Annotated in this window: 20 protein-coding genes; 13 read left to right on the top strand and 7 right to left on the bottom strand. The window is 66.8% G+C overall.

The window, feature by feature from the left end:
• Positions 1 to 402 (bottom strand): metalloregulator ArsR/SmtB family transcription factor, encoded by a 402-nt coding sequence (locus HNR60_RS18305; RefSeq protein ID WP_430694986.1) that lies wholly within the window; start codon positions 400 to 402, stop codon positions 1 to 3.
• A gap of 304 nt (positions 403 to 706) precedes the next feature.
• On the opposite strand from HNR60_RS18305, the gene HNR60_RS18300 reads away from it, so the two are divergent.
• The 6 genes from HNR60_RS18300 (at position 707) to HNR60_RS18275 (ending at position 4651) form a co-directional block, all read left to right on the top strand.
• On the top strand, positions 707 to 913 hold the full coding sequence (locus tag HNR60_RS18300) for a hypothetical protein (RefSeq protein ID WP_184260323.1): 207 nt from the start codon (positions 707 to 709) through the stop codon (positions 911 to 913).
• Positions 914 to 1057: 144 nt separating this feature from the next.
• Positions 1058 to 1270 (top strand): hypothetical protein, encoded by a 213-nt coding sequence (locus tag HNR60_RS18295; RefSeq protein WP_184260320.1) that lies wholly within the window; start codon positions 1058 to 1060, stop codon positions 1268 to 1270.
• A 108-nt stretch (positions 1271 to 1378) separates the two neighbouring features.
• Positions 1379 to 2023, top strand: coding sequence for an SOUL family heme-binding protein (locus HNR60_RS18290; RefSeq protein WP_184260317.1), 645 nt, complete (start codon positions 1379 to 1381; stop codon positions 2021 to 2023).
• A gap of 48 nt (positions 2024 to 2071) precedes the next feature.
• The gene (locus HNR60_RS18285; protein WP_246433001.1) at positions 2072 to 2284 is read left to right on the top strand and encodes a hypothetical protein; all 213 of its coding nucleotides are present in this window, start codon (positions 2072 to 2074) and stop codon (positions 2282 to 2284) included.
• A 168-nt stretch (positions 2285 to 2452) separates the two neighbouring features.
• Complete coding sequence (locus tag HNR60_RS18280; protein WP_184260313.1) at positions 2453 to 3799, top strand: hypothetical protein; 1347 nt, start codon at positions 2453 to 2455, stop codon at positions 3797 to 3799.
• A 6-nt stretch (positions 3800 to 3805) separates the two neighbouring features.
• Complete coding sequence (locus HNR60_RS18275; RefSeq protein ID WP_184260310.1) at positions 3806 to 4651, top strand: COG3904 family protein; 846 nt, start codon at positions 3806 to 3808, stop codon at positions 4649 to 4651.
• Positions 4652 to 4940: 289 nt separating this feature from the next.
• Here the strand turns inward: HNR60_RS18275 and HNR60_RS18270 are convergent, their stop codons facing one another.
• Positions 4941 to 5687: a DUF3750 domain-containing protein gene (locus tag HNR60_RS18270; protein ID WP_347339356.1), complete on the bottom strand. Its 747-nt coding sequence runs from the start codon at positions 5685 to 5687 to the stop codon at positions 4941 to 4943.
• 229 nt (positions 5688 to 5916) lie between these two features.
• Between HNR60_RS18270 and HNR60_RS18265 the strand changes: the two genes are divergently transcribed.
• Entirely contained in the window at positions 5917 to 6351 is a 435-nt protein-coding gene (locus tag HNR60_RS18265) for a hypothetical protein (protein WP_184260306.1), read from the top strand.
• Between the two features lie 41 nt (positions 6352 to 6392).
• Here HNR60_RS18265 and HNR60_RS18260 read toward each other — a convergent pair whose 3' ends face one another.
• The 4 genes from HNR60_RS18260 to HNR60_RS18245 all read right to left on the bottom strand — a co-directional run bounded on the left by HNR60_RS18260 (position 6393) and on the right by HNR60_RS18245 (position 12340).
• On the bottom strand, positions 6393 to 7673 hold the full coding sequence (locus HNR60_RS18260) for an MFS transporter (RefSeq protein ID WP_184260303.1): 1281 nt from the start codon (positions 7671 to 7673) through the stop codon (positions 6393 to 6395).
• Between the two features lie 13 nt (positions 7674 to 7686).
• Entirely contained in the window at positions 7687 to 8253 is a 567-nt protein-coding gene (locus HNR60_RS18255) for a PRC-barrel domain-containing protein (RefSeq protein WP_184260300.1), read from the bottom strand.
• Positions 8254 to 8296: 43 nt separating this feature from the next.
• Entirely contained in the window at positions 8297 to 10495 is a 2199-nt protein-coding gene (locus tag HNR60_RS18250) for an amylo-alpha-1,6-glucosidase (protein WP_184260297.1), read from the bottom strand.
• Positions 10496 to 10576: 81 nt separating this feature from the next.
• Positions 10577 to 12340, bottom strand: a complete 1764-nt coding sequence (locus HNR60_RS18245) for an ABC transporter ATP-binding protein (protein ID WP_184260294.1) — start codon at positions 12338 to 12340, stop codon at positions 10577 to 10579.
• 302 nt (positions 12341 to 12642) lie between these two features.
• On the opposite strand from HNR60_RS18245, the gene HNR60_RS18240 reads away from it, so the two are divergent.
• The gene (locus tag HNR60_RS18240) at positions 12643 to 13710 is read left to right on the top strand and encodes a glycosyltransferase family 4 protein (RefSeq protein ID WP_184260291.1); all 1068 of its coding nucleotides are present in this window, start codon (positions 12643 to 12645) and stop codon (positions 13708 to 13710) included.
• A gap of 36 nt (positions 13711 to 13746) precedes the next feature.
• Here the strand turns inward: HNR60_RS18240 and HNR60_RS18235 are convergent, their stop codons facing one another.
• Positions 13747 to 15846, bottom strand: a complete 2100-nt coding sequence (locus HNR60_RS18235) for a hybrid sensor histidine kinase/response regulator (protein ID WP_184260288.1) — start codon at positions 15844 to 15846, stop codon at positions 13747 to 13749.
• Between the two features lie 233 nt (positions 15847 to 16079).
• Between HNR60_RS18235 and HNR60_RS18230 the strand changes: the two genes are divergently transcribed.
• From HNR60_RS18230 to HNR60_RS18210, 5 genes are all read left to right on the top strand, one after another.
• A complete protein-coding gene (locus tag HNR60_RS18230; protein ID WP_184260285.1) occupies positions 16080 to 16394 on the top strand; it encodes a c-type cytochrome in 315 nt (104 codons plus the stop codon).
• A 195-nt stretch (positions 16395 to 16589) separates the two neighbouring features.
• The gene (locus HNR60_RS18225; RefSeq protein WP_184260283.1) at positions 16590 to 17750 is read left to right on the top strand and encodes an acyl-CoA dehydrogenase family protein; all 1161 of its coding nucleotides are present in this window, start codon (positions 16590 to 16592) and stop codon (positions 17748 to 17750) included.
• 236 nt (positions 17751 to 17986) lie between these two features.
• The gene (locus tag HNR60_RS18220) at positions 17987 to 18646 is read left to right on the top strand and encodes a glutathione S-transferase family protein (RefSeq protein ID WP_184260281.1); all 660 of its coding nucleotides are present in this window, start codon (positions 17987 to 17989) and stop codon (positions 18644 to 18646) included.
• A gap of 101 nt (positions 18647 to 18747) precedes the next feature.
• Positions 18748 to 19569 carry a helix-turn-helix domain-containing protein gene (locus HNR60_RS18215; protein WP_184260279.1) on the top strand — a complete coding sequence of 274 codons (822 nt, stop codon included), beginning with the start codon at positions 18748 to 18750 and terminating at the stop codon, positions 19567 to 19569.
• Positions 19570 to 19708: 139 nt separating this feature from the next.
• A complete protein-coding gene (locus HNR60_RS18210) occupies positions 19709 to 20575 on the top strand; it encodes a beta-keto acid cleavage family enzyme (protein ID WP_184260277.1) in 867 nt (288 codons plus the stop codon).
• Positions 20576 to 20582: the final 7 nt, after the last annotated feature.

The following is a 20582-nucleotide window of genomic DNA, read 5'->3' as shown; positions in this document are numbered from 1 at the left end:
TTACGCCGTGGGGTCGGTGTTCGGCGGTCCGCAGAAGATGTCGTAGATCACCGCGATGACGCGGCGCACGTCCTCGCTGGCGAGGCGGTAATAGATCGTCTTGCCGTCGCGCCTGGTGTCGACCATGCCGTCGTAACGCAGCCGCGCCAATTGCTGCGACACCGCGGATTGCCGCATCGCCAGGATGCTCTCCAGCTCGCCGACCGAGCGCTCGCGCTCCGCCAACAGGCAGAGCAGCAGCAGCCGGTTTTCGTGCGACAGCGCTTTGAGAAAGTTGCTGGCCTTGCGGGCCTTGAGCATCAGCGTGTCGAGTTCCGCCGAATGCCCGCCTGCCGGCGAGGCGTCTGCAGCGACGTCAGGTTCCAATTCGGCGGCCGGAAGCGAGGTCAGGGACTTGCTCATTCATGTCATATAGATGAATTCGCATGTGTAGGCCAGTATGCCGGTAAAGCTCATCTCGCGCGCCCGCGATCATGGCTATCCCCGAAAATTACCTCGCATGTTCAACATTGTACGGTCTGTAGCGGGATTTCGCGCTAGTTTGCGAGAGCCGGGCGGCGGTGCCGGGAACACGCGCTATTCATATCGATGAAGTTTCGGGTGTGGTTTTTCACCACATGCAGCGTCGCAAGGTTTAAGATGGGGCGAATGCAGCGCGCGACCGCATCGCGCTGCCGGTGAAAGCGGTCCTAATCACGAGGCTCAGATGTCCCACGCCTATGCACTCAACGAAGACGTCCTCCACCGGGGGCAGGGGCCTCAGGGGCGCGTCACGGTCGAGCAGCCCAAGGTCTACACGATCGTGCAGCGTTTGCCGATCGAAGCTGATGGCCGGTTGCGCTACCGGATCCGCAGCAAGCTGGAAAATATCGAGCGGGTCGCCACCGAAGATCAGCTGTCCTACTGCCTGTAGCGCCGCGTCGGCTTCTGCTGCGCTGCAACGGATTTTTGACGTTGAACTGTTCTTATTTCTCTCACGGAATTGGCACCGTCTCGTCGTCACAATAGTGGTATCGTTCGTGCGTTAGTTGGCTTCACGCTGTCAGGAGTGGAGTGCATGAACAAGCTCATTGCGATCCGCAGTCAGGAAGCGATGTGCCGGGAGCGCGCCCTGCGGGATCCGACCCGCCGCGCGTTCTGGTCGGCCAAAGCCGAAGAGTGGCAGCAAATCGCGCTGGCCGAAATTGCATTCCATTTTCGCGAATGCAACGTCGCGCGCTTTGCGACCGAACCGGCCACCGCGGGCGGCGAATTCGCCGCCGCCGGCTGAGAAGCTGCGCGCCGTCGAACCGTGCGCGGCCAGCAGCGCAGCACTTATGAGTTGTATGAGTTGTCTCGACGGGATTGAACCGGCGATGCGCTGGCTTATCTGCACAGCATGCTGCAGTCGGTCCTCAATTTCCTGCAATCGGTGGTGTTCGGCATGATTTCGATTTTCGGGATCAACCTGGGCACCGAGCAGCCGCGCTACGACGTGATCGCGCGGATCGGCGACTCGATCGAGATCCGCCATTATCCGGCACGGCTCGCCGCCGAGACCACCGTGCAGGGCAGCTCGAGCAATGCGCGTGGCGAGGCATTCCGCCTGGTCGCCGGTTACATCTTCGGCGCCAACAACGGCAAGCAGAAGATCGCGATGACCTCGCCGGTGGAAGTCAGCTCGCCCGGCAGCAAGATCGCGATGACCGTCCCGGTCGAGGTCGGCAAGGCCGACGACGGCCTGGTGATGCGGTTCTTCATGCCGAGCGAATATTCCCGCGAGCAGCTTCCCGACCCGTCGGACCCGCGCGTGAAGCTGGTGGAGCGGCCGGCGTCGACGGTCGCGGCGCTGCGGTTCTCCGGCTCGACCGGCGACGCCGCGGTGGCGGCGCGGACCGCTGAGCTGACCCACGCGCTCGCCGCTACCGACTGGCGCGCCGCGGGCGAGGTGACGGCGCTGTTCTACAATCCGCCATGGACGCTGCCGTTTTTGCGGCGCAACGAGGTCGTGGTGCCGCTGACCGCGCCGAGCGCGCCGCGTTAAGTCTCGCGGCGCGCGACGATGAGGTTCTCGAACCGCAGGAGTGCCGGCATGATTCACCGCAGTGCGATCGCTTTCGCCCTCCTGCTGACCGGGGCAGGTCTGATCGGCCCCGCCTTCGCGGCGCCGCCGACGGTGACGCCGTCGCCGGGCTACGACCAGCGATTGATCGAGTCGCGGCGGGAATTGGGCGCGCGCGTGCTGGTGGCGCCGCCCGAGCCGGTGCTCCGGCGGCATCGCCGCGCGGTGCGGCACCGGCGCTAGCGGCAACGGCCCCCGGGTGGCTTTCTCGGCGTGCTGCTAAGTCGCCATGCCGCGACGACACCGTTGAGTGATTAACATAATCTCGTCGGAATTATTCCCTAGATAACCAGCATTGCCGAGCAGCGGGGGCGTTGTTCATGCGATGCATCGCATGTTTTGGAAAGCCTCATGCCGACAGAGTCCGCTCCCGTTTCCGCCACCGTGCCCACCACCGCGGTTCCGACCTCGCTGCTTTTGTCGCGCGGCGTTGACCGGCTCGAAGCCACGCTGAAAATCACCACTGCGATCCTGGCGCTGGCCGCCGGGGTCTACACCTATCTGGGCGTGCGCGAACTGCTGAACGGCAGCCCCTCGACGGTGTTCTTCGCCGCGGTGATCTATTCGGTCGCGGTGTCGGTCGGGATCTACGCGTTCTGGATCTTCCTGATGCAGTTCATGCCGCACGTGGTCTCGACCAAGGGCCGCAACCTGATGTTCGGCTGCATGCTGCTCGGCTCGCTGATGATCGTGGCGATGTCGTCGTGGCTGAACGCCTCGGCGCTGGCCGGCGCAGCGGCGATCCAGCAGCATCTGTCGATCACGGTGCAGAACTACACCCGCGATCTCGACGCCGCCAACACCAACGCCATCGCGGCGCAAGGGCTGTTGCCGGATATCCAATTATCGGCCTCGCGGTTCTCGAAGTTGGCCGACGCCGAGAAGGCCGGCTCGCTGACCGGCACCTCGGGCTCGGGAACCGTGGTGCAGCTGATGACGCAGATGTCCGGCCAGCTCGACAGTTTGGGTCAGGAGGTGCAGGCCTCCGCCAAGCGGGTCTCGGCGCTGTTCGAGCAGGGCGGCAAGCATCTGGCGAAGATGCGCGAGCTGATTTCCGATCGCGGTCCGATCGCCAGCCGTAGCGATGCCTTCGCCACGGAATCGCTGGCGCTGATGGGGGTGATCGCCAATCTGCAGCAGACCTCGGTGGCGCCGGCGGTGAAACGCGCCGCAGCGACGTTGTCCTCCGGCTTCATCGCCCCGGTAGCCGGCGGTCGTACCGCCGATCTCGCCGACCGGCAGAGCGCCGTGGTCGGCAAGGTCGAGGGCGTGATCGCCATGCAGGCCACCTCGCTGGCGGATGCCGCCGACAAGATTTTGGCGATGCCGCGGGTCGAGCCGGCCCGGTTCCAGTCGATGTCGCCGGCGGAAGCCGTGTTGCGCTATGCCGGCGATTTCATTCCGAGCTGGGCCGGCGCGATCTCGATCGACCTGATGCCGGCGGTGCTGGTGCTGATCCTGTGCGTGGTGCACGCCGCGATCCGCCGCGAAGGCCTGCCGGCGGCGAACGCCTCGAGCGTCACCGTCGGCGATATGCTGGCGGCGTTGCAGATGGCGCGCGAGGTGGAAACCGCGCGCCGTGCGGTGCCGAGCGAGGCGGAGCCGCAGAGCGCGCCGGCCACGGCGCCCGCGGTCGGCGAGCCCGCCGCCGCCGACGAGAACGTCACCGCGCTGGCCTCGGCGCGGCATCCGAAGTAATCGACGATGGCGCAGGGCTCGATCTTGCAGCGTCGGTTCCAGGCCTGGTTGTCCGGCAACCCGGACGAGTCGGTGCTGCGCTGGCTGTTCCGCGGCACGCTGGCGGTGACCTTCGCGGTGCTCGCCGCCGACCTCGCCACCATGAACGGCTGGCTCAATCCGGCCGACATCGCGCTGACCCCGGCCGAGCAACGCGAGGCGTCGCCCGGCCTGCCGGCGATCCTGTCGCCGTGGCTGCCGGACGGCAATCCGCGGCTCAAGCCGGTGCCGCAGCCGGACGGCGTGATGAACAAGCCGATGACCTTCGAGCTGGTGAATGGCGGCCGCTTGCTCGCCACCGGCACCATCACGCCCGGCATCTCCGAAGCCTTCGCCGCCGAGATCGCCCAGCACGGCGAGTACATCAAGACCGTAGTGCTGAATTCGCCGGGTGGCTCGGTCGGCGACGCGCTGGCGATGGGCCGGCTGATCCGCGACAAGAAGCTCGCCACCGAGGTCGACGCCGGAAAATATTGCGCGTCGTCGTGTCCGTTGGTGTTTGTCGGCGGCGTCGAGCGCCGCGCCGGCGCCAAGGCCGCGATCGGCGTGCATCAGGTGTTCGCGATGAGCCAGGCCGCCACCGGCGCGCCGCGCGACGAGATGAGCGACGCGCAGCGTATCTCGGCGCGCTGCCAGCGCTACCTCGGCGACATGGGCATCAACCTGCAGGTCTGGGTGCACGCCATGGAAACGCCGAAGGACAAGCTGTTCGTATTCACGCCGGAGGAATTGAAGACGCTGAACGTGGTGACGGCGGCGGCGGTGCCGCCGCAAGCGTCGGCGCCGACAGCAAGTCCGGCGAAGGTGAAGTAATCAAGCCCGTCATTCGGGGCGCTCATGTTCGTCATGCCGGGCGCGAGCCGCGTGAACCTCACAACGCGTCATTCCAGGGCGCGAGAGCGTAGCTCGAGCGAACCCGGAATCTCGCTGCAAGGCCGAGAGTTTGCGTCGCCCAGACTCGAGGCAAGATTCCGGGTTCGCTTGCCGCTGTCGCGGCGCGCGCCCCGGAATGACCGCGTGATGTTGGGTGTATGCCAGCCTGGGTGTGCCAGCTGCATGCAGAGATTCGCGACGCATCACGTCCTCGCCAAGCGGACACAACTCACGCCACCGCCACCCCGATCCGGCCGAGCCCCGGCAGCTTGATCGCCGGGCGGCGCAGGTCGAGGCCGAGCACCGCGCCGAGCACGTTGAGTTCGACGCCCTCGACCCAGCCGACCGTCAGCCCGACATAGCCGCCGAGCGTGGCGCGGACGCCGGTGCCGGACGGCGTCACGCCGACCCAGCCGCCGTCATAGGGATAGTCCTTGCCGATCGCGGTCGGCGGCAGGGTGGTCTTCAACTCGGGAACCGCGGCCAGCGCCGCCGCCACGAAGGTGTTGGAATTCGGCCCCGGCCAGGCCCGGTAGTCGCCGTAAGAGCGCAGCTTATAGCTCTCGATCGCGGCGCGGATCTTCGGGATCATCAGGGCCGCCTCGTCGCCGTCGGCGGCGGCGACGACTTGCGGCAGGTCGCCGAACCAGCGGCCGTCGGCGGCAAAGCCATTGACCCGGATCGGATCGCCCCAGGCGGTGTAGTCGTAGCGGGTGTATTTGCGGGCGTTGGCCTCTTTGGTGACGATCCAGCTATGCACCGCGAAGATGCCGCGCCAGCGCACGGTGCGCGCGGCGAACACCCGGACCAGCGCTTCGGGATGATCGGCCGGCGCCGGCAACAGGCCCGCACTGGAACGGTCGGCGGTCTGCCAATCGACGGTGCGATCGCCCAACCAGTATTTTCCCGCCGATACGGCGAGCGGCGCGAACAGCAACAATAACAGGACCAGCACGAGTTTTCTCACGGGTGGGATGCTTCATTCGATGTGGCAGGGATATATTCACCGCGGCGCGGTTTGCCACGCAGCATCCGCTCACAACAAGCGCCGAGCGGGACCGATGACCGAAGTGTGATGGGCGCGGGGTTCCGAGCGCCCGGCCGATCATTAAATCTTCAGTCGGCCCGGCGGCGAGCGCCGTATTTCTGAAACCTTTGAAATCCAAGCTCGTTGTCGCGGGTGTAACGTAAAGAGGACATCGACCATGAATAAGACAGCTTTGGTTGTCGGCACCGTGGCGGCTCTCGCGGTCGCGTCGGCCGCTCCCGCCCAAGCGCGCGGCGGCTATGGTCCCGGCCTGATCGGCGGACTGGCGGTGGGCGCAATTCTCGCCGGCGCGGCGTCCAGCGCCTACGCCTACGGTCCTTACGGTTATGGCGGCGGACCGTATTACGCCGGCTATCGCGGGTATTATGGCGGTTACGCGCCGGCCTATTATGCGCCGCGCTACTATGCGCCGCGCTACGCCTATTACGGGCCGCGCTATCGCCGCGCTTATTACGGCTACGCTCCGCGTTACGGCTATCGTCCGGCCTATGGCTACGGCTATGGCGGGCCGGTCATTGCCGCGTCATGGGGCGGGCCGCGCTACTATGGCGGCTACGGCGGCTGGAATCGCGGTTGGCGTCACCGCTGGTAACAGCCAGCGAACTGCGCCCGGCAAATGAAACGCGGCGCCGCTCAGACGCGGCGCCGCGTTTCCGGCATGAGAAGAACCACCATTGCCAAGCCGGTCGCCGCCACCGCGGCGAGGCCGACAAAAGCCACGCTGGTTCCGAACTGATCGGCGACGTAACCCGCGACCACGTTGCTGAGCGAGGCGCCGATGCCGCCGGCGGTGCCGACGATGCCCTGCGCGAAACTGAAATGCCCGGAGCCGAAGGCGACGTCGGCGACGATCAGCGGCACCATCACGGCGAACACCGCCGCAGTGACGCCGTCAAAGACCTGCACGGCGACCAGGAGGTAAGGATCGCTGACAATCGCGAACAACAGGCCGCGCACCGCCAGCGCCGCAAAGCCGGCAAACAGCAGCGGCCGGCGCCCGAAGCTTTGCGCGAACCGTCCGACCGAGGGCGAGGCCAGCGCCACGATCGCCTGCGGCACGACGATGCAGAACGCGATCAGCGCCGGCGCGGCGTCGCTGGAGCGCGTGGTGACCACGCCGGCCATCAGCGGCAGCATCGCCGCATTGGCGAGCTGCAGCAGCAGCATCGCCGCGGCGAACACCAACAGCGGACGCTGCTTCAGCAGATTCGTCAGTTTGGCAATTTCGGCCCGCGGATTGGCATGCGGCAGCGCGCCGTGGGCGCGCTCGGCGTCGATCTCGCCGCCGCGAATCCGCGACAGCGCGATCAGCGTCGGGATCGCCAGCACGAAAGTCACCAGGAACACCGAGCGGCTCGACAACAGATAGCCGCAGGTTCCCATCACCGCGGCGGCGACGCCGTTGCCGAGCGAGGCGTAGCGCGCGTTGCGGCCGAGCCGCTCGCCGATCGCGGCGCGGCCGACCAGACCGAGACTGATCGCGGCGATCGCCGGTCCCAGCACGCAGCTCGCTGCGGCGTGCAGCGTCGCCGAGGCCATCACGATCGGAAACAACGGCCACGCCGCATAGCCCAGCGCGCTGATGCCGATCAGCGCCACGGCAAGCCCGGCGACGAAACGTTCCGAGCGCGCGGCGTCGACGATCGCGCCGCCCGGCATCTGTCCGATCAGTCCGACGATGCCGCCGACCGACAGCACCAGGCCGATCTCGACCTGGGTCCATTTCTGCGTGGTGAGATACACCGCGACGAACGGCCCGAAGCCGGTCTGCACGTCGGCGAGAAAGAAGATGAACCAGTCCAGCCCGCGCTGGCTTTGCCGCGACGGCGGCGTGAAGCTCGGCTCTGACGACGACGGAAGCGGGGCGTCGCCGTCAGCGCCGGACGGACGCGGCTCGTTCCCCTGATCGGGCAAGGGCCGGTTCAGCTTAGCGCTCCGCCGCCGGATCGAACCGCAGCGGCTCCAGATTGCCCGAGGCGCCGAGCACCACGATCGGCTGATTGTCCTTGTACTCGGGCGCAGCGCGCACTTGGTCGCGGGTCAGCTCCAGCGTCATCTTCTCCTGCTTGCGGGTGACGTTGCCGAACCGCAGCGCCGCCCAGTCGACCACGATCTTGCGGCTGCCGACGCCGAGGAAGCCGCCGAAATCGATCACCGCGGCGCGCACCTGGCCGGCGCGGTCGACGATGACGTCGACGATGCGGCCCATGTCTTCGTCGGCGGCGCTGCGCACTTCGCGGCCCAATATGCCCCGGGCCTCGACATTGCTGAGCACCGTCACCGAGGCCGGTGGCTTCGGACTGACCGGATCGGCAGTGACGGCGTCGGTCCGCGGTGCCGCTGGCGGAGGCGCAGATCCTTGGGGCCCGCCAGGCGGGGTGGCGGCAGGCGGCGCGGCCTGGCCGGTGGTGGTGGACGGCTCGGCACGCAGCGTCGCCGAAACCACGCTGACCAGGGCGACCATCACGAACGCTGTGCTGAAACGTATCTGCATCGGTCCTTCCGGTGACGGCACCGCCGCGGTGGTGGCGGCTCTCCTAGTGAGCAAGTAACAGCGAAACCTGAATCTTGCCGCGGGTGCGCAGCACTTCCAGCGAGACGTCGTCGCCGTGGCGGCGGACCCGTAGATCGACGCTGGAGTCGCCGAGCTGCAGATCGTGCAGGATCACCTCGTTGAGAAACGCCGGCAGCCGCGGATTGCGCAGCCGGATTTCGCCGCGGCGGGCGTCGAATTCCAGTCCGAGCGACGCCTCCAGCAGGGTGAAGGGCGTGGCGCTGGCCCAGGCCTGCGGCGCGCAGGCGACCGGATACAACGTCGGCCCGCGACGACGCTCGCGCTGGAAGCCGCAGAACAGTTCCGGCAATCGCCGCAGCTCCATGTAGCTCGCCGCATCGAACAGCCCCTTGAACAGCTGCTCGACCGCGTGCTTCAGGCCGTAGCGGGCGAAGCCGAGCGCGATCAGCGCGTTGTCGTGCGGCCAGATCGAGCCGTCGTGATACGACATCGGATTGTAGCGGGCCTCGCCGCGCGCCACCGTGCGGATGCCCCAGCCGGAAAAGAACTGCGGCCCTAACAGGTCGGCGGCGACCAAGCGGGCGCGGTCCTCGCGCACGATGCCGGTGAACAGCAATTGCCCGGCGTTGGAGGTGCGCACCCGGCACGGCCGCTTGGCGCCATCCAGCGCCAGCGCATAGGTGCCGAGCTCTTCGCACCAGAACGCCTCTTCGAACCGCGCGGCGAGCCGGCGCGCCTCGTCGTCGAGCTTGTCGGCCTGGTGCTTCAGCCCCAGCCGCCGGGCGCAGCGGGCGGCGAGTTGCTTGGCGGCGAACACGTAGCCCTGGACTTCCGCCAGCGCGATGTTGCCCTCGGCGAGCGTGCCGTCGGCGTGGAACACGGCGTCGTAGGAATCCTTCCAACCCTGGTTCTGCAAACCCTCTTCGGTGGCGCGCTGATATTCGACGAAGCCGTCGTGATCGGGGTCGCCGGGGCCGTCGATCCAGCGCAGCGCGGCCTCGATCGATTCCCACAGGTCGCCCAACGTGGCGTCGTCGCCGGTGCGCTCGACATAGAGCCCGGCCAGCATCACGAACAGCGGCGTGGAATCCACGCTGCCGTAATATTGCGCGAACGGCACCTCGCGCAGCGAGGCCATTTCGCCGCCGCGCATCTCGTGCAGGATCTTGCCGGGCGCGGCGTCGTTCACCGGGTCGACCGCCGTCGCCTGATAGTGCGCGAGCCGCCGCAGCACGCCGCGGGCGACGCGCGGATCGATCCACAGCATCTGCAGCGCGGTGATCAGCCCGTCGCGGCCGAACGTGGTCGAGTACCAGGGGATTCCCGCGTAGGGATAGCGGCCCTGCGGGGTTTCGGTCATCAGCATGTTGAGGTCGGCCATCGACTGGCAGACCACTTCGTTGAAGATGTTGTTGGAGGTCTCGATCGAGGTCGCGCCTGAGGTGAGCTGCCGCATCTCGCGGCGATGCGCCAACAGGCCTTTGAAAAATGGCATCAGCGGTTCGGTGTTGGGGCGATTGCACGACACCGTCACGAACAGCGAGGTGTTCTCCTGCGGCTTGAGCTCGAGGTGATAGGTTGCGGCGTTGACGCCGAGCCGGCTCGGCCGCGGCTCCAGGTGGACGGTGCTGCTGCGGGTAATGTCGTCGAGCCCGCGATAGTCCAGCGCCACGTCGTTGAAACCCAGCAACCGGCTGGAGCCGGCGCCGCGGCGCGGGCGCTGCGCGCCGCGGACTTCGAACAGATCGGCGAAGTCGTTGTCGAACAACAGCGTCAGATCGAACACCGCGGTGCGGTCGCCGTGGTTCTGCAAGCCGATCCGTTGATACGCGGTGCCGTGCCACAGGAAGATGGTGCGCACGAGATGCAGCACGTCCTTCTGCAGCACCAGCCGGCCGTTGCTGTAGATGTCGGGGTTGGTCAGGTCGACGGTGAGCGCCGAATTGTCGTCGCGCATATTGCTGCCGAGCAGCAGCGGCTGCATGTCGTCGAGCAGCAGCTCGAGCCGGGCCAGGAACCTGGTATCGGCATTGAACAGCCCGTCCGGCCCGCCGGCCGAGGCGCCGATGTCGCCATGGCTGTCGAGCACCACGAAGGTGTCGTCGTGCTTGAGCACCTGGCGCGGGCGCGCCGTCGGGCCGGTCATCGGAATGTAGAACGGCGATTCCGTCACCGCTTCGTCGCGGATCGTCGAAACGCTGGCTGTGGCTTCAATTGCCATTGGTGTCCTCGGCCGGTTGGGCTGCGCGGAGACGTTCCGCGTGACGGCTACGCAACGGAAGCGAACAAGTGAGCGGCACGCTCAGGCGGCGCGGGGAGCGAGACGGTTCATCTCGCGGTCCACGAGATCGCGATAGGGACCTTGGCCCTGCATCAAGTGATCGGGCGGGCCGTCCTCGATGATACGCCCTGCCTGCAACATAACAACCCTGTCGAAGTTGCGTAGTGTTGCGAGGCGGTGGGCGATCGCGATCACGGTGCGGCCGCGCATCAGCCGGCCGAGCGCTTCGCGAATCGCCTCTTCGGAGTCGCCGTCGAGCGCCGCGGTCGCCTCGTCGAGCAACAGGATCGGCGCATCCTTCAGGAAGGCGCGGGCGATCGCGATGCGCTGGCGCTGCCCGCCGGACAGCTTGACGCCGCGGTCGCCGACCATGGTGGCGAGCCCTTCCGGCAGGGTTTCGACGAAATCGCAGCGCGCCGCGATCGCCGCGCGCAGCACCTCGTCATCCGTCGCGGTCGGGCGGCCGTAGCGGATGTTCTCCAGGATCGAGCGATGGAACAGCGAGATGTCCTGCGGAACTACAGAGATCGCTTCGCGCAGGCTCTGCTGGGTGACCCGGGAAATGTCCTGGCCGTCGATGGTGATGCGGCCGGCCTGCGGATCGTAGAAGCGCTGCAACAAAACGAACAGGCTGGACTTGCCGCCGCCGGACTGGCCGACCAGGCCGACGCGCTGGCCGGCTGAGATCCGCAAGGTCATGCCGTCGAACAGCTTCTGGCCGCCGGGATAACGGAACTTGATGTTGTCGAACGCGATGGCGGCGCCGGAGCGCACCAGCGGTTCGGCCTCGGGATGATCGGCGAGTTCGTGCGGAACCAGCAGCGTGGCGAGCGCTTCCGACAGCCGCGCGACATGCTGGGTGACGTCGACCAGCGCGACCGCGAGATCGCGGGTGGCGTGCAGGATGGAGAGCCCCAAAGTGCAGACCAGCACCACGTCGCCGGTGGTGGCGCGGCCTTGCTGCCACAGCATCACCGCCCAGGCCAGCAGCGCGACGGTCAACGCCACGGTGATCAAGGCGTGCAGTAGCCGCAGCCGCTCAAGATAGCGCAGGCTGCGGCCGCGCGCGGTCAGTTCGCGGTTGACGGTGGCGTCGAAGCGGGCGTGCTCGTAGCCGAGCCCGCAGAACGCCCGCACCAGCGGCATGTTGTTGATGACGTCGACCATCTCGCCATCGACCGCCGCGGCCTTGTCGGCGAAATCATCGTGCAGCGGCTTGCCGGCGGCGGCGAGGTGGAACACCCCGAGCACCACGATCGCCGACACCACCGCCAGGCCTGCAGCCATCGGCAGGCTCACCGTGCCGATCAGCGCGATCGCCGCCAGCGTTGCGATGCAGGGCGGCAGCACGTTCGAGACGAACATGTTCTCGACGGTGAACACCGCGTTCGAGGTCGCGGTGATGCGGCTGGTCAGCATGCCGGGCAGCCGATCGGAGAAGTAGCTCGGCGCGTGGCCGGTGAGATGACGGAAGATGTCGCGGCGCAGGTCGCCGGTGACGCCGACGAAGGTGAAGCTGGCGGTCCAGCTTGCGACCCGCCACAGAATGTTGTCGGCGGCGATCAGCGCGACCAGGAAGCCGAGCGCCATCCAGACGTGGCCGCCGTTCGCCGGTCCGCTCGACAGCCCGTCGACCAGATACTTGACGCCGTATTGCGTGCCCACCGAGCAGGTGACGGCGGCGACCACCGCGAGCAGAATGACCGCGTGCGCCGTCGGCCGTTGCCGCAGATAGCGTGCAACAAAGGCGAAAGGACGGTGCGCATAGCCGGAAAGCGTATCCATGGGAGCCGAACCTGTGGGAGGTTTGCAGGGAGGCGACGAGCCGAGATCATCGGCTGCTACGGGCGGTCGTTGCTCGACAACGCGCGTTCGGCGCGCGCTGCCTGATGAGAATTCGCGCAATGCCAGTGAAAGTTTGTGCAGCGGCGGCGGCAGCTGAGTTCTGGCGAACGACGATGGCATCAGCATGACCACCTAGTAGTTGGAAGTGCGTGTGTCGGAGGAACTTCGCAGGTGCGAAATCGTTCCCATCGGTGACAGCCGCGAATGGTTGGTCAGTGCTGCAAACAACAGGAGACGATAAGATGCGCATCGCGCAGGTTGCTCCTCTGACGGAAGCCGTTCCGCCCAAGCTTTACGGCGGCACCGAACGTGTTGTGCATTGGTTGACCGAAGAGCTGGTGGCGCTCGGGCACGATGTCACGTTGTTCGCCAGTGGAGATTCGATCACCTCCGCCAAACTCGACGCCACCTGGCCGAGGGCGCTGCGGCTCGATGGCTCGGTAAGAGACCCCAACGCGCTGCACATCGTGATGTTGGAAAAAGTACTTCAAAAATGCGACAATGAAGAGTTCGACCTGCTGCATTTTCACCTCGATTACTACCCGTTCTCGTTATTTTCCCGCCAGCCGACGCCTTTCATCACCACTCTTCACGGCCGCCTCGACCTGCCGGAGCATCAGCCGGTGTTCACGACGTTCTCGTCGGTGCCGGTGGTGTCGATCTCCGACTCGCAGCGCCAGCCGGTGCCGCAGGCGAACTGGATCGGCACGATCCAACACGGACTTCCCGAAACCCTGCTGACGCCGATGCCGGGCAAGCCCGGTTACCTCGCGGTGCTCGGCCGCATCGCGCCGGAGAAGGGCGTCGATCGCGCCATCAAGATCGCCCTGCGCTGCGGCATGAAGCTGAAGATCGCCGCCAAGGTCGACGCCGCCGACCTCGACTACTTCAACGACGTCATTCGCCCGATCATGGATCATCCCAGCATCGAATTCATCGGCGAGATCGGCGATCAGCAGAAGTCGGAATTTCTCAGCGGCGCCACCGCGCTGCTGCTGCCGCTGGACTGGCCGGAGCCGTTCGGTCTGGTGATGATCGAGGCGATGGCCTGCGGCACGCCGGTGATCGCCTATAATCGTGGCTCGGTGCCGGAAATCATCGATGACGGTCTCACCGGCTTCATCGTCGAGGACGAGGATGGCGCGGTGGCGGCGGTCGGGCGACTGTCCAGCCTCGATCGTCGCGCGGTGCGGGCGCAATTCGAAGCGCGGTTCACTGCGCGGCGGATGGCGCTGGACTATCTCGCCGCCTATGAGAGCCTGATTGCGGCGCGCAAACCCCGGATCAAGCTGGTGAGTGCCGGCGAGTAACGCAGGTTTGTCCGGCGTCGCCGCTGCCTGCCGGCTTTAAATCGCAGCGGTGGTGCCGAGCGCCCCGATCAGTGCGTCCCGCAGCGCTTGCTGGGTGTAGGGCTTTTGCAGCAACGGAAAGCGCTCCTCCACCGCGGTGGCGGAGCGGTCGCTATAGCCCGAGGCCAGCACCACGGCGATATCGGGGTGGTGTTCGCGGATCAGCCGGGCGAGTTCTAAGCCGCTCATCCCCGGCATGACGATATCCGAAAACACCAGGCGGATGTCGCGGCGGCGGTTCAGCAACTCCACCGCGGCTTCGGCCGAATTGGCCGCGATCACGTCGAAGCCGCATTGCTGCGCATAATCGGCGGCGACCGCGGCGACGTCCGGGTGATCCTCGACCAGCAGCAGCGTGGTGGGTTGCGCAACGCGCGGCGGCGGCTGGTCCGCGGCCGCGGGCTCTGCGTGCGGGGCCTCGTCGCTGATCGGGAAGCTCAAGCGGAAAGTGGTGCCGCGGCCGAGCTCGCTGTCCACGGTGATCTCGCCTTTGGACTGCTGGACGAAACCGTAGATCTGACTGAGCCCGAGGCCGGTGCCGCGATCCACCGACTTGGTGGTGAAGAACGGCTCGAAAATGCGGTCGCGGATGTCCTCCGCGATGCCGCTGCCGTTGTCCGAGAAGGTGAGCACCGCAACTTCGCCCGACCGTCCCGCGTTGCCGCGCTGACGCTTGATCGCGATGGCGATGCGGCCGCCGTCCGGCATCGCATCGCGGGCGTTCAGCGCCAGGTTGAGCAGCGCGATTTCGAATTCGTTGGGATCGATCCGCACCGGCACCGGCTGCGCCGGTCGTTTGATGTCGATCGCGATATCGCGGCGCACCGATTGCCGCAGCACGTCGCTGAACTTGTCGACGCATTCGGCCAGATCGATCACCCGGGCGGACACCGCGTGGCGGCGCGAGAACGACAGCAATTGCCGGGTCAGCGCGGTGGCTTTGTCGACGGCGGAATCGATCATGTCGAGCGCGCGACGATCTTGCGGATCGGAGTGACGGCGCCGTAGCCGCTGCGCCGATCCGCCCACCACCATCATCAGATTGTTGAAGTCGTGGGCGACGCCGCCGGTCAGCCGGCCGAGCGATTCCAGGCGTTGCGCCTCTTTCAGCGCCTTCTCCGCGGTCTGGCGGCGGCTGGCTTCTTCGTAGAGCCGTTGCGTCCGGGTCAGCGCCAACATCACGATCGCAATCAGCGCCAAGGTCGCGGGCAGGCCGAAGATCAGATAGCTGCCGAGCGTGGCGAGCCAATTGGCGCGGATCGCGCGGGTTTCCAGTCCGGAGACGACGTAGACCGGCAAGTCCGCGAGCTTGCGATAGGCGAGCTTGCGTTCCACGTTGTCGACCGCCGAGGTCATCGTCAGGGTGCCCTCGGCGTCGCGCGCGAGCATTCGCTTGCCGAGACCTGAATTCGGCCCGATCGAGGCGTTGCGGCCGATCGCCGGGTGCCGCGCCAGGATCGATCCATCCTCGCGCACCAGCGCCGCATAGCCGCCGGCCTCGCGGCTGATCTTGGCGAAGAACCCTTCGAAATAATCCGGCAGCAGCGACGCCTGAATGACGCCGGTGAAGCGGCCGTCGCTCGGCGGCCGGCGCCGGCTGACGCTGAAGAACGGCGCCCCGGCGCCGGGCAGGCGCGGCCGCAGGATCTGGCCGATAAAGGTGCCGACGTCGCGCTCGACATGGGCCTGGAAGTAGTCGCGGTCCGAATAATCGGTGGTCGGCGGAGGATGGCCGAGGCTGCTGACCAGCGCGCGGCCGCGCGAATCGAAGATCCACAGCGATTTGACCTGCTCGGAACCGGCGGCGATCCGCTTCAAGCGCAAGTGCAGCGTGGCTTCGCCGTCCATGATCTGGCTGTCGGACTGGTCGCGGACGATCTCGGTGATTTCAGCCAGGCTGCGTTCGACCGATTCGAACACCTTGAGCGCATGTTCGGTGATGACGTCGCGGGTCTGGTCGATCTGCCGGTCGGCGATGCTGTTGGTGTTGTGGTAGCCGAGCCAGGCGGCATAGCCGAACAGCGCGGTCGGCAGCACCACCGACGCCACCAGGATGCCCCGCAGCAATCGAATCGAGTCGCGCTGGGCCTTCAGCATTGTGTGTGATGATCCGGATTGCCCTGGTCGACGGCGGAGCGTCGTCGCCCTGCGCTGCCAACGAGGTCCACGCAACGTCGAATGGCGGGCTTGATTTGTCAACCGCGTACCACCCGCGCGGTCGAACTGCAGCGCCTGGGCTGGGAATATGTGGGTCTATCGCCGTCATTCCGGTTGCAGTAAGACGGCACTACACTGCTTCGAATCGTGCGGAACCGGACAGAGGTTTGCCCATGCGCGCCGTTCCTTTTGCCATGACGTTGATGATCGTAGGCTGCGCCGGCGGACCATTGCTGGCCGCCGATGCCGAAAACGGCCGCACCCTGGCGGAGCGCTGGTGCGTCGGCTGCCACGTGGTGTCCGACCAGCAGAGCAAGGGCACCGACATCGCGCCGTCGTTCGCCTCGATCGCCGAGCGCACGGACTTCAACGAGGAGAAGCTGGCGTTCTTCCTGCTCGAGCCGCATCCGAAAATGCCCAGCATGGCGCTCAGCCGCATCGAGGCGAAAAACCTCAGCGCCTTCATCGCCGAGCAGAAACGGCCCTGACAGCGCCGAGGCGGCGCCGCAACGGCGGTCTTTGCGAAGTTCGGCCGGCCAGCCACTGCGCGCAAGCGCGCCCGCGGCTTTGCCGGCAAGCTGGCGCGGCCGCGTGACGGCGGCGGCAACCCGGGCAGGCGTCTCGTTCCCAGATTGCGGCGCGCGCAGCGTCGCTGCCCGGCCTCGGACCATGGGGGATCTGGAATGCTGTTCACTGCCGATCACGACGAGCCGCGCCGCGTGCTGCAGAAATTCATCGCCAGCGAGATCAACCCCTACGTCGATGAGTGGGAGAAGGCGCAGATCTTCCCGGCGCATCAGCTGTTCAAGAAGCTCGGCGATCTCGGCTTTCTCGGGCTCACCAAGCCGGTCGACTACGGCGGGCAGGGGCTCGACTACTCCTACGCGCTGATGATGGCGGAAGAGCTCGGCACGGTGCGTTGCGGCGGCGTGCCGATGGCGATCGGGGTGCAGACCGACATGGCGACGCCGGCGCTGGCGCGGTTCGGCTCCGACGCGTTGCGCCGCGAGTTTCTCGCCCCGGCGATCGCCGGCGACAGGGTGGCATGCGTCGGGGTCTCCGAGCCCGGCGCCGGTTCCGACGTCGCCGCGATCAAGACCAACGCGGTCGGCGACGGCGACGACTACGTCATCAACGGCGGCAAGATGTGGATCACCAACGGCACCCAGGCGGACTGGATCTGTCTGTTGGCCAACACCGGCGACGGGCCGAAGCATCGCAACAAGTCGCTGATCGTGGTGCCGATGAAGACCGCAGGCGTCACCGTGGCGCGAAAACTCGACAAGCTCGGGATGCATTCGTCCGACACCGCGCAGATCTTCTTCGACAATGTCCGGGTGCCGAAGCGCAACCGGATCGGCGAGGAGGGCATGGGCTTCACCTACCAGATGCTGCAATTCCAGGAGGAGCGGCTGTGGGGCGCCGCGGCGTCCCTGAAGGCGCACGATCTCACCATCGCCGACACCATCGACTACACCCGCAACAGGAAGGCGTTCGGCCACAGTATTCTCGACAATCAGACGGTGCATTTCCGGCTGGCGGAACTGCAGACCGAGGTCGAGGCGCTGCGTGCGCTGGTGTATCGCGCCGCCGAGGCGATGATCGCCGGCGAGGACGTCACCAAGCTCGCCACCATGGCCAAGCTGAAGGCGGGGCGGCTGGGGCGCGAAATCCCCGACGCCTGTCTGCAGTTCTGGGGCGGCATGGGCTACATGAACGAGACCCCGGTCAGCCGCGCCTATCGCGACGGCCGGCTGACCTCGATCGGGGGCGGCGCCGACGAGGTGATGCTGGGCGTGCTGTGCAAGATGATGGGCACGCTGCCGGGGATGGGGCAGACGTAGCTTGCATCATGGCTCTATGGCCGCGCGCGATGGATGCGTGGCATAACCCTGACGGCTGGCGTCCCGGACGCGGAGCGGCGCGTCTTTGCGCTGCTCCGCAGAGCCGGGACCGTTTCGGATGCTGCCGTCGTTACGGCCCGGATCTGCAATGCACCACGCCGCTAGAACGGCGCGTTGCATTGCGTCGGGGGCACGAAGCCGCGGCAATCGCGGCAATAACAATAAGGGGGAAACGCATGATCACGCTGTATCACTGCCAGGCCGCGCGCTCATTCCGGGCGCTGTGGATGCTGGAAGAGCTCGGGTTGCCCTATGAGCTGAAAATGCTGCCGTTTCCGCCGCGGGTGTTCGCCAAGGAGTATCTGGCGATCAACCCGCTCGGCACCGTCCCGCTGATGATCGACGGCGGCACCAGGATGACGGAGTCCTCCGGGATCTGTCATTATTTCGGCACCCGCCACGGGCCGACACCGCTGGTGGTCGGCGTCGACGAGCCGGGCTATGGCGACTACCTCAACTGGATGTTCTTCAGCGATGCCACGCTGACCTTCCCGCAAACCCTGGTGCTGCGTTACAGCCAGCTCGAGCCGGAGGAGCGGCGCAGTCCGCAGGTCGCCGCCGACTACGCCAAATGGTTTCTCGGCCGGCTGCGCGCGGTGGAAGCTGCTACCGGACAAGCCGAGACGCTCTGCGCCGGGCGCTTCACCGCCGCCGACGTGGTGAACGGCTATGCGCTGCGGCTGGCGGAGCTGATCGGCCTCGGCAAAGAATTTGGACCGAACGTCGCCGCCTATTGGGCGCGTCTGCAACAGCGCGACGGCTACCGCCGGGCGGTCGCGGCGGAAGACCAGGCCGGCGCCGTGCACAGCTCTTTCCTATCCCTGCTAACGCCGTGACACGCGGCGGCTTTGCTGTATTCTGCAAGCGCCCCACAGAGGGCTCCGCAGCGATGCGGCATCGGGCGAGACACATCGCCCGCAAGAGGGACGGGACGACGATGACAGACGAGATATGCCCGCAGTCCGGGCATCTGATGCTGATCAGCCCGGAGCGGGTGTTTTACGCCGGGCTGCTCGGCCGGCCGCGGCGGCGCTCGATCGGCGGCTTCGGCATCTACACCGCACTGCAGGGCGAATTGCGGGTGGCGATCGAGGGCCGCGGCGTGCAGCACGGCGTCCTCGCGCTGGTGCCGGCTTATCTGGCGCACAGCGTGGAATCTGATCACCCCACCATCGGCTGCCTGGTGATCGAGCCGGAAACCGTCGCTCCCGAAATGTTCGATCAGTTGACGCGACGCTGCGCCGAGCAGGGCGGCGCGCTGGCGAGCCGGATTCGCAGCGGCTATGCCGATCTGCGCCGCGCGCCGCAGCCGAATGGCTTCTCCACCGCCGACTTCGACCGCCGGTTTTTCGGCGAAGCCTTGCGCGCGCGAGACATCGACGCCCGCATCGCGCGCGCGGTCGCGCTGTTGAACGACGTCTCGGGCCGGGCGGTGACCGCGGCCTGCTGCGCCGCGGCGGCGCGGCTGTCGCCGTCGCGCTTCCTGCATCTGTTCAAGGAGCAGACCGGGGTGTCGTTCCGCGCGTTCCGCGCCTGGAAGCGGGCGCGACACCTGCTGCATTTCGTCAATGCCGAGACCAACCTGGCGCATCTGGCGCAGGATATCGGCTATCCGGACTCCACGCATTTCAGCCATTCGATCCGCCGCTTCTACGGGCTGAAGCCGCGCGCGATCTTTTCCGGCTCGCGCGATCTGGCGATCTATCGCGGCGATCCGGTTGCCGCCAGTCACCGCGATCTGCGCCAGGGCAGGGCATAGCCCGGGGCGCGGGCGTTCGTCACCTCTCCCATTGGGGGAGGTGGCGAACGTGATTGTTCGGCCGGCCGGCGGTAGCGCGTGGACGCAAGCAGGCCGGGCCGCGGCTCCGCATCATGCCGGCCTCGCGAGGACCGCCCGCATGAGCGCCAAAGCCGTGATCACCTGCGCGCTGAACGGCGTGCTCACCGATCCGCAGCAGCACCACGTGCCGGTGACGCCCGACCAGATGGCGCGCGAGGCCAAGGCCGCCTACGACGCCGGCGCCAGCGTGATGCATATCCATCTGCGCCGGCAGGAACCCGGCCAGGGCCATCTGCCGTGCTGGGATGTCGGCGTCTCGCGCGAGATCCAGGAGGCGATCCGGCAGGCCTGCCCCGGCGTGATCATCAATCACACCACCGGCACCGTGGGGCCGAACTATCAGGGCGCGCTCAATTGCGTGCGCGAGACCAGGCCGGAGTTGGCGGCCTGCAACGCCGGCTCGCTGAACTATCTGAAGGTGAAGGCCGACAACAGCTGGGCTTGGCCGCCGATGCTGTTCGACAACGCGGTGGAGAAGATCCAGCACTATCTCGACGCGATGAAAGCCGCGGGCTCTGTGCCGGAGTTCGAGTGCTTCGACGTCGGCATCGTGCGTTGCGTCGGCATGTATCAGCAGACCGGGATGTACGCCGGGCCGCTGGACTACAATTTCGTGATGGGCGTGGCCTCGGGGATGCCGGCCGATCCCGATCTGCTGCCGATCCTGTTGAAGCTCAAATCGCCCGAAGCGCAATGGCAGGTGACCGCGATCGGCCGCGCCGAGATTTGGCCGCTGCACCAGCGCTGCGCCGAACTCGGCGGCCATCTGCGCACCGGACTGGAAGACACGTTTTATCTCGCGAGCGGCGAGAAGGTCACGTCGAACGGACAGTTGATCGACGAAATCGCCGGCGTCGCGCGACGCGCCGGCCGCGACATCGCGACGCCCGCCGAGGCGCGGCAGATTTTTGGGCTACTGCGTTGATGAGGCA

It is taken from the genome of Rhodopseudomonas rhenobacensis (assembly GCF_014203125.1).
Taxonomy (GTDB): domain Bacteria; phylum Pseudomonadota; class Alphaproteobacteria; order Rhizobiales; family Xanthobacteraceae; genus Rhodopseudomonas_A; species Rhodopseudomonas_A rhenobacensis.
This window is presented reverse-complemented; position numbering and strand designations above follow the sequence as displayed.

Bases quoted from the DNA above. Each gene is read 5' to 3' on its own strand.
- HNR60_RS18215 (WP_184260279.1), top strand. From the start codon at position 18,748: ATGACAGACGAGATATGCCCGCAGTCCGGGCATCTGATGCTGATCAGC.
- HNR60_RS18220 (WP_184260281.1), top strand. From the start codon at position 17,987: ATGATCACGCTGTATCACTGCCAGGCCGCGCGCTCATTCCGGGCGCTG.
- HNR60_RS18235 (WP_184260288.1), bottom strand. From the start codon at position 15,846: ATGCTGAAGGCCCAGCGCGACTCGATTCGATTGCTGCGGGGCATCCTG.
- HNR60_RS18240 (WP_184260291.1), top strand. From the start codon at position 12,643: ATGCGCATCGCGCAGGTTGCTCCTCTGACGGAAGCCGTTCCGCCCAAG.
- HNR60_RS18245 (WP_184260294.1), bottom strand. From the start codon at position 12,340: ATGGATACGCTTTCCGGCTATGCGCACCGTCCTTTCGCCTTTGTTGCA.
- HNR60_RS18225 (WP_184260283.1), top strand. From the start codon at position 16,590: ATGCTGTTCACTGCCGATCACGACGAGCCGCGCCGCGTGCTGCAGAAA.
- HNR60_RS18230 (WP_184260285.1), top strand. From the start codon at position 16,080: ATGCGCGCCGTTCCTTTTGCCATGACGTTGATGATCGTAGGCTGCGCC.
- HNR60_RS18295 (WP_184260320.1), top strand. From the start codon at position 1,058: ATGAACAAGCTCATTGCGATCCGCAGTCAGGAAGCGATGTGCCGGGAG.
- HNR60_RS18290 (WP_184260317.1), top strand. From the start codon at position 1,379: ATGCTGCAGTCGGTCCTCAATTTCCTGCAATCGGTGGTGTTCGGCATG.
- HNR60_RS18255 (WP_184260300.1), bottom strand. From the start codon at position 8,253: ATGCAGATACGTTTCAGCACAGCGTTCGTGATGGTCGCCCTGGTCAGC.
- HNR60_RS18300 (WP_184260323.1), top strand. From the start codon at position 707: ATGTCCCACGCCTATGCACTCAACGAAGACGTCCTCCACCGGGGGCAG.
- HNR60_RS18280 (WP_184260313.1), top strand. From the start codon at position 2,453: ATGCCGACAGAGTCCGCTCCCGTTTCCGCCACCGTGCCCACCACCGCG.
- HNR60_RS18250 (WP_184260297.1), bottom strand. From the start codon at position 10,495: ATGGCAATTGAAGCCACAGCCAGCGTTTCGACGATCCGCGACGAAGCG.
- HNR60_RS18305 (WP_430694986.1), bottom strand. From the start codon at position 402: ATGAGCAAGTCCCTGACCTCGCTTCCGGCCGCCGAATTGGAACCTGAC.
- HNR60_RS18285 (WP_246433001.1), top strand. From the start codon at position 2,072: ATGATTCACCGCAGTGCGATCGCTTTCGCCCTCCTGCTGACCGGGGCA.
- HNR60_RS18275 (WP_184260310.1), top strand. From the start codon at position 3,806: ATGGCGCAGGGCTCGATCTTGCAGCGTCGGTTCCAGGCCTGGTTGTCC.
- HNR60_RS18210 (WP_184260277.1), top strand. From the start codon at position 19,709: ATGAGCGCCAAAGCCGTGATCACCTGCGCGCTGAACGGCGTGCTCACC.
- HNR60_RS18265 (WP_184260306.1), top strand. From the start codon at position 5,917: ATGAATAAGACAGCTTTGGTTGTCGGCACCGTGGCGGCTCTCGCGGTC.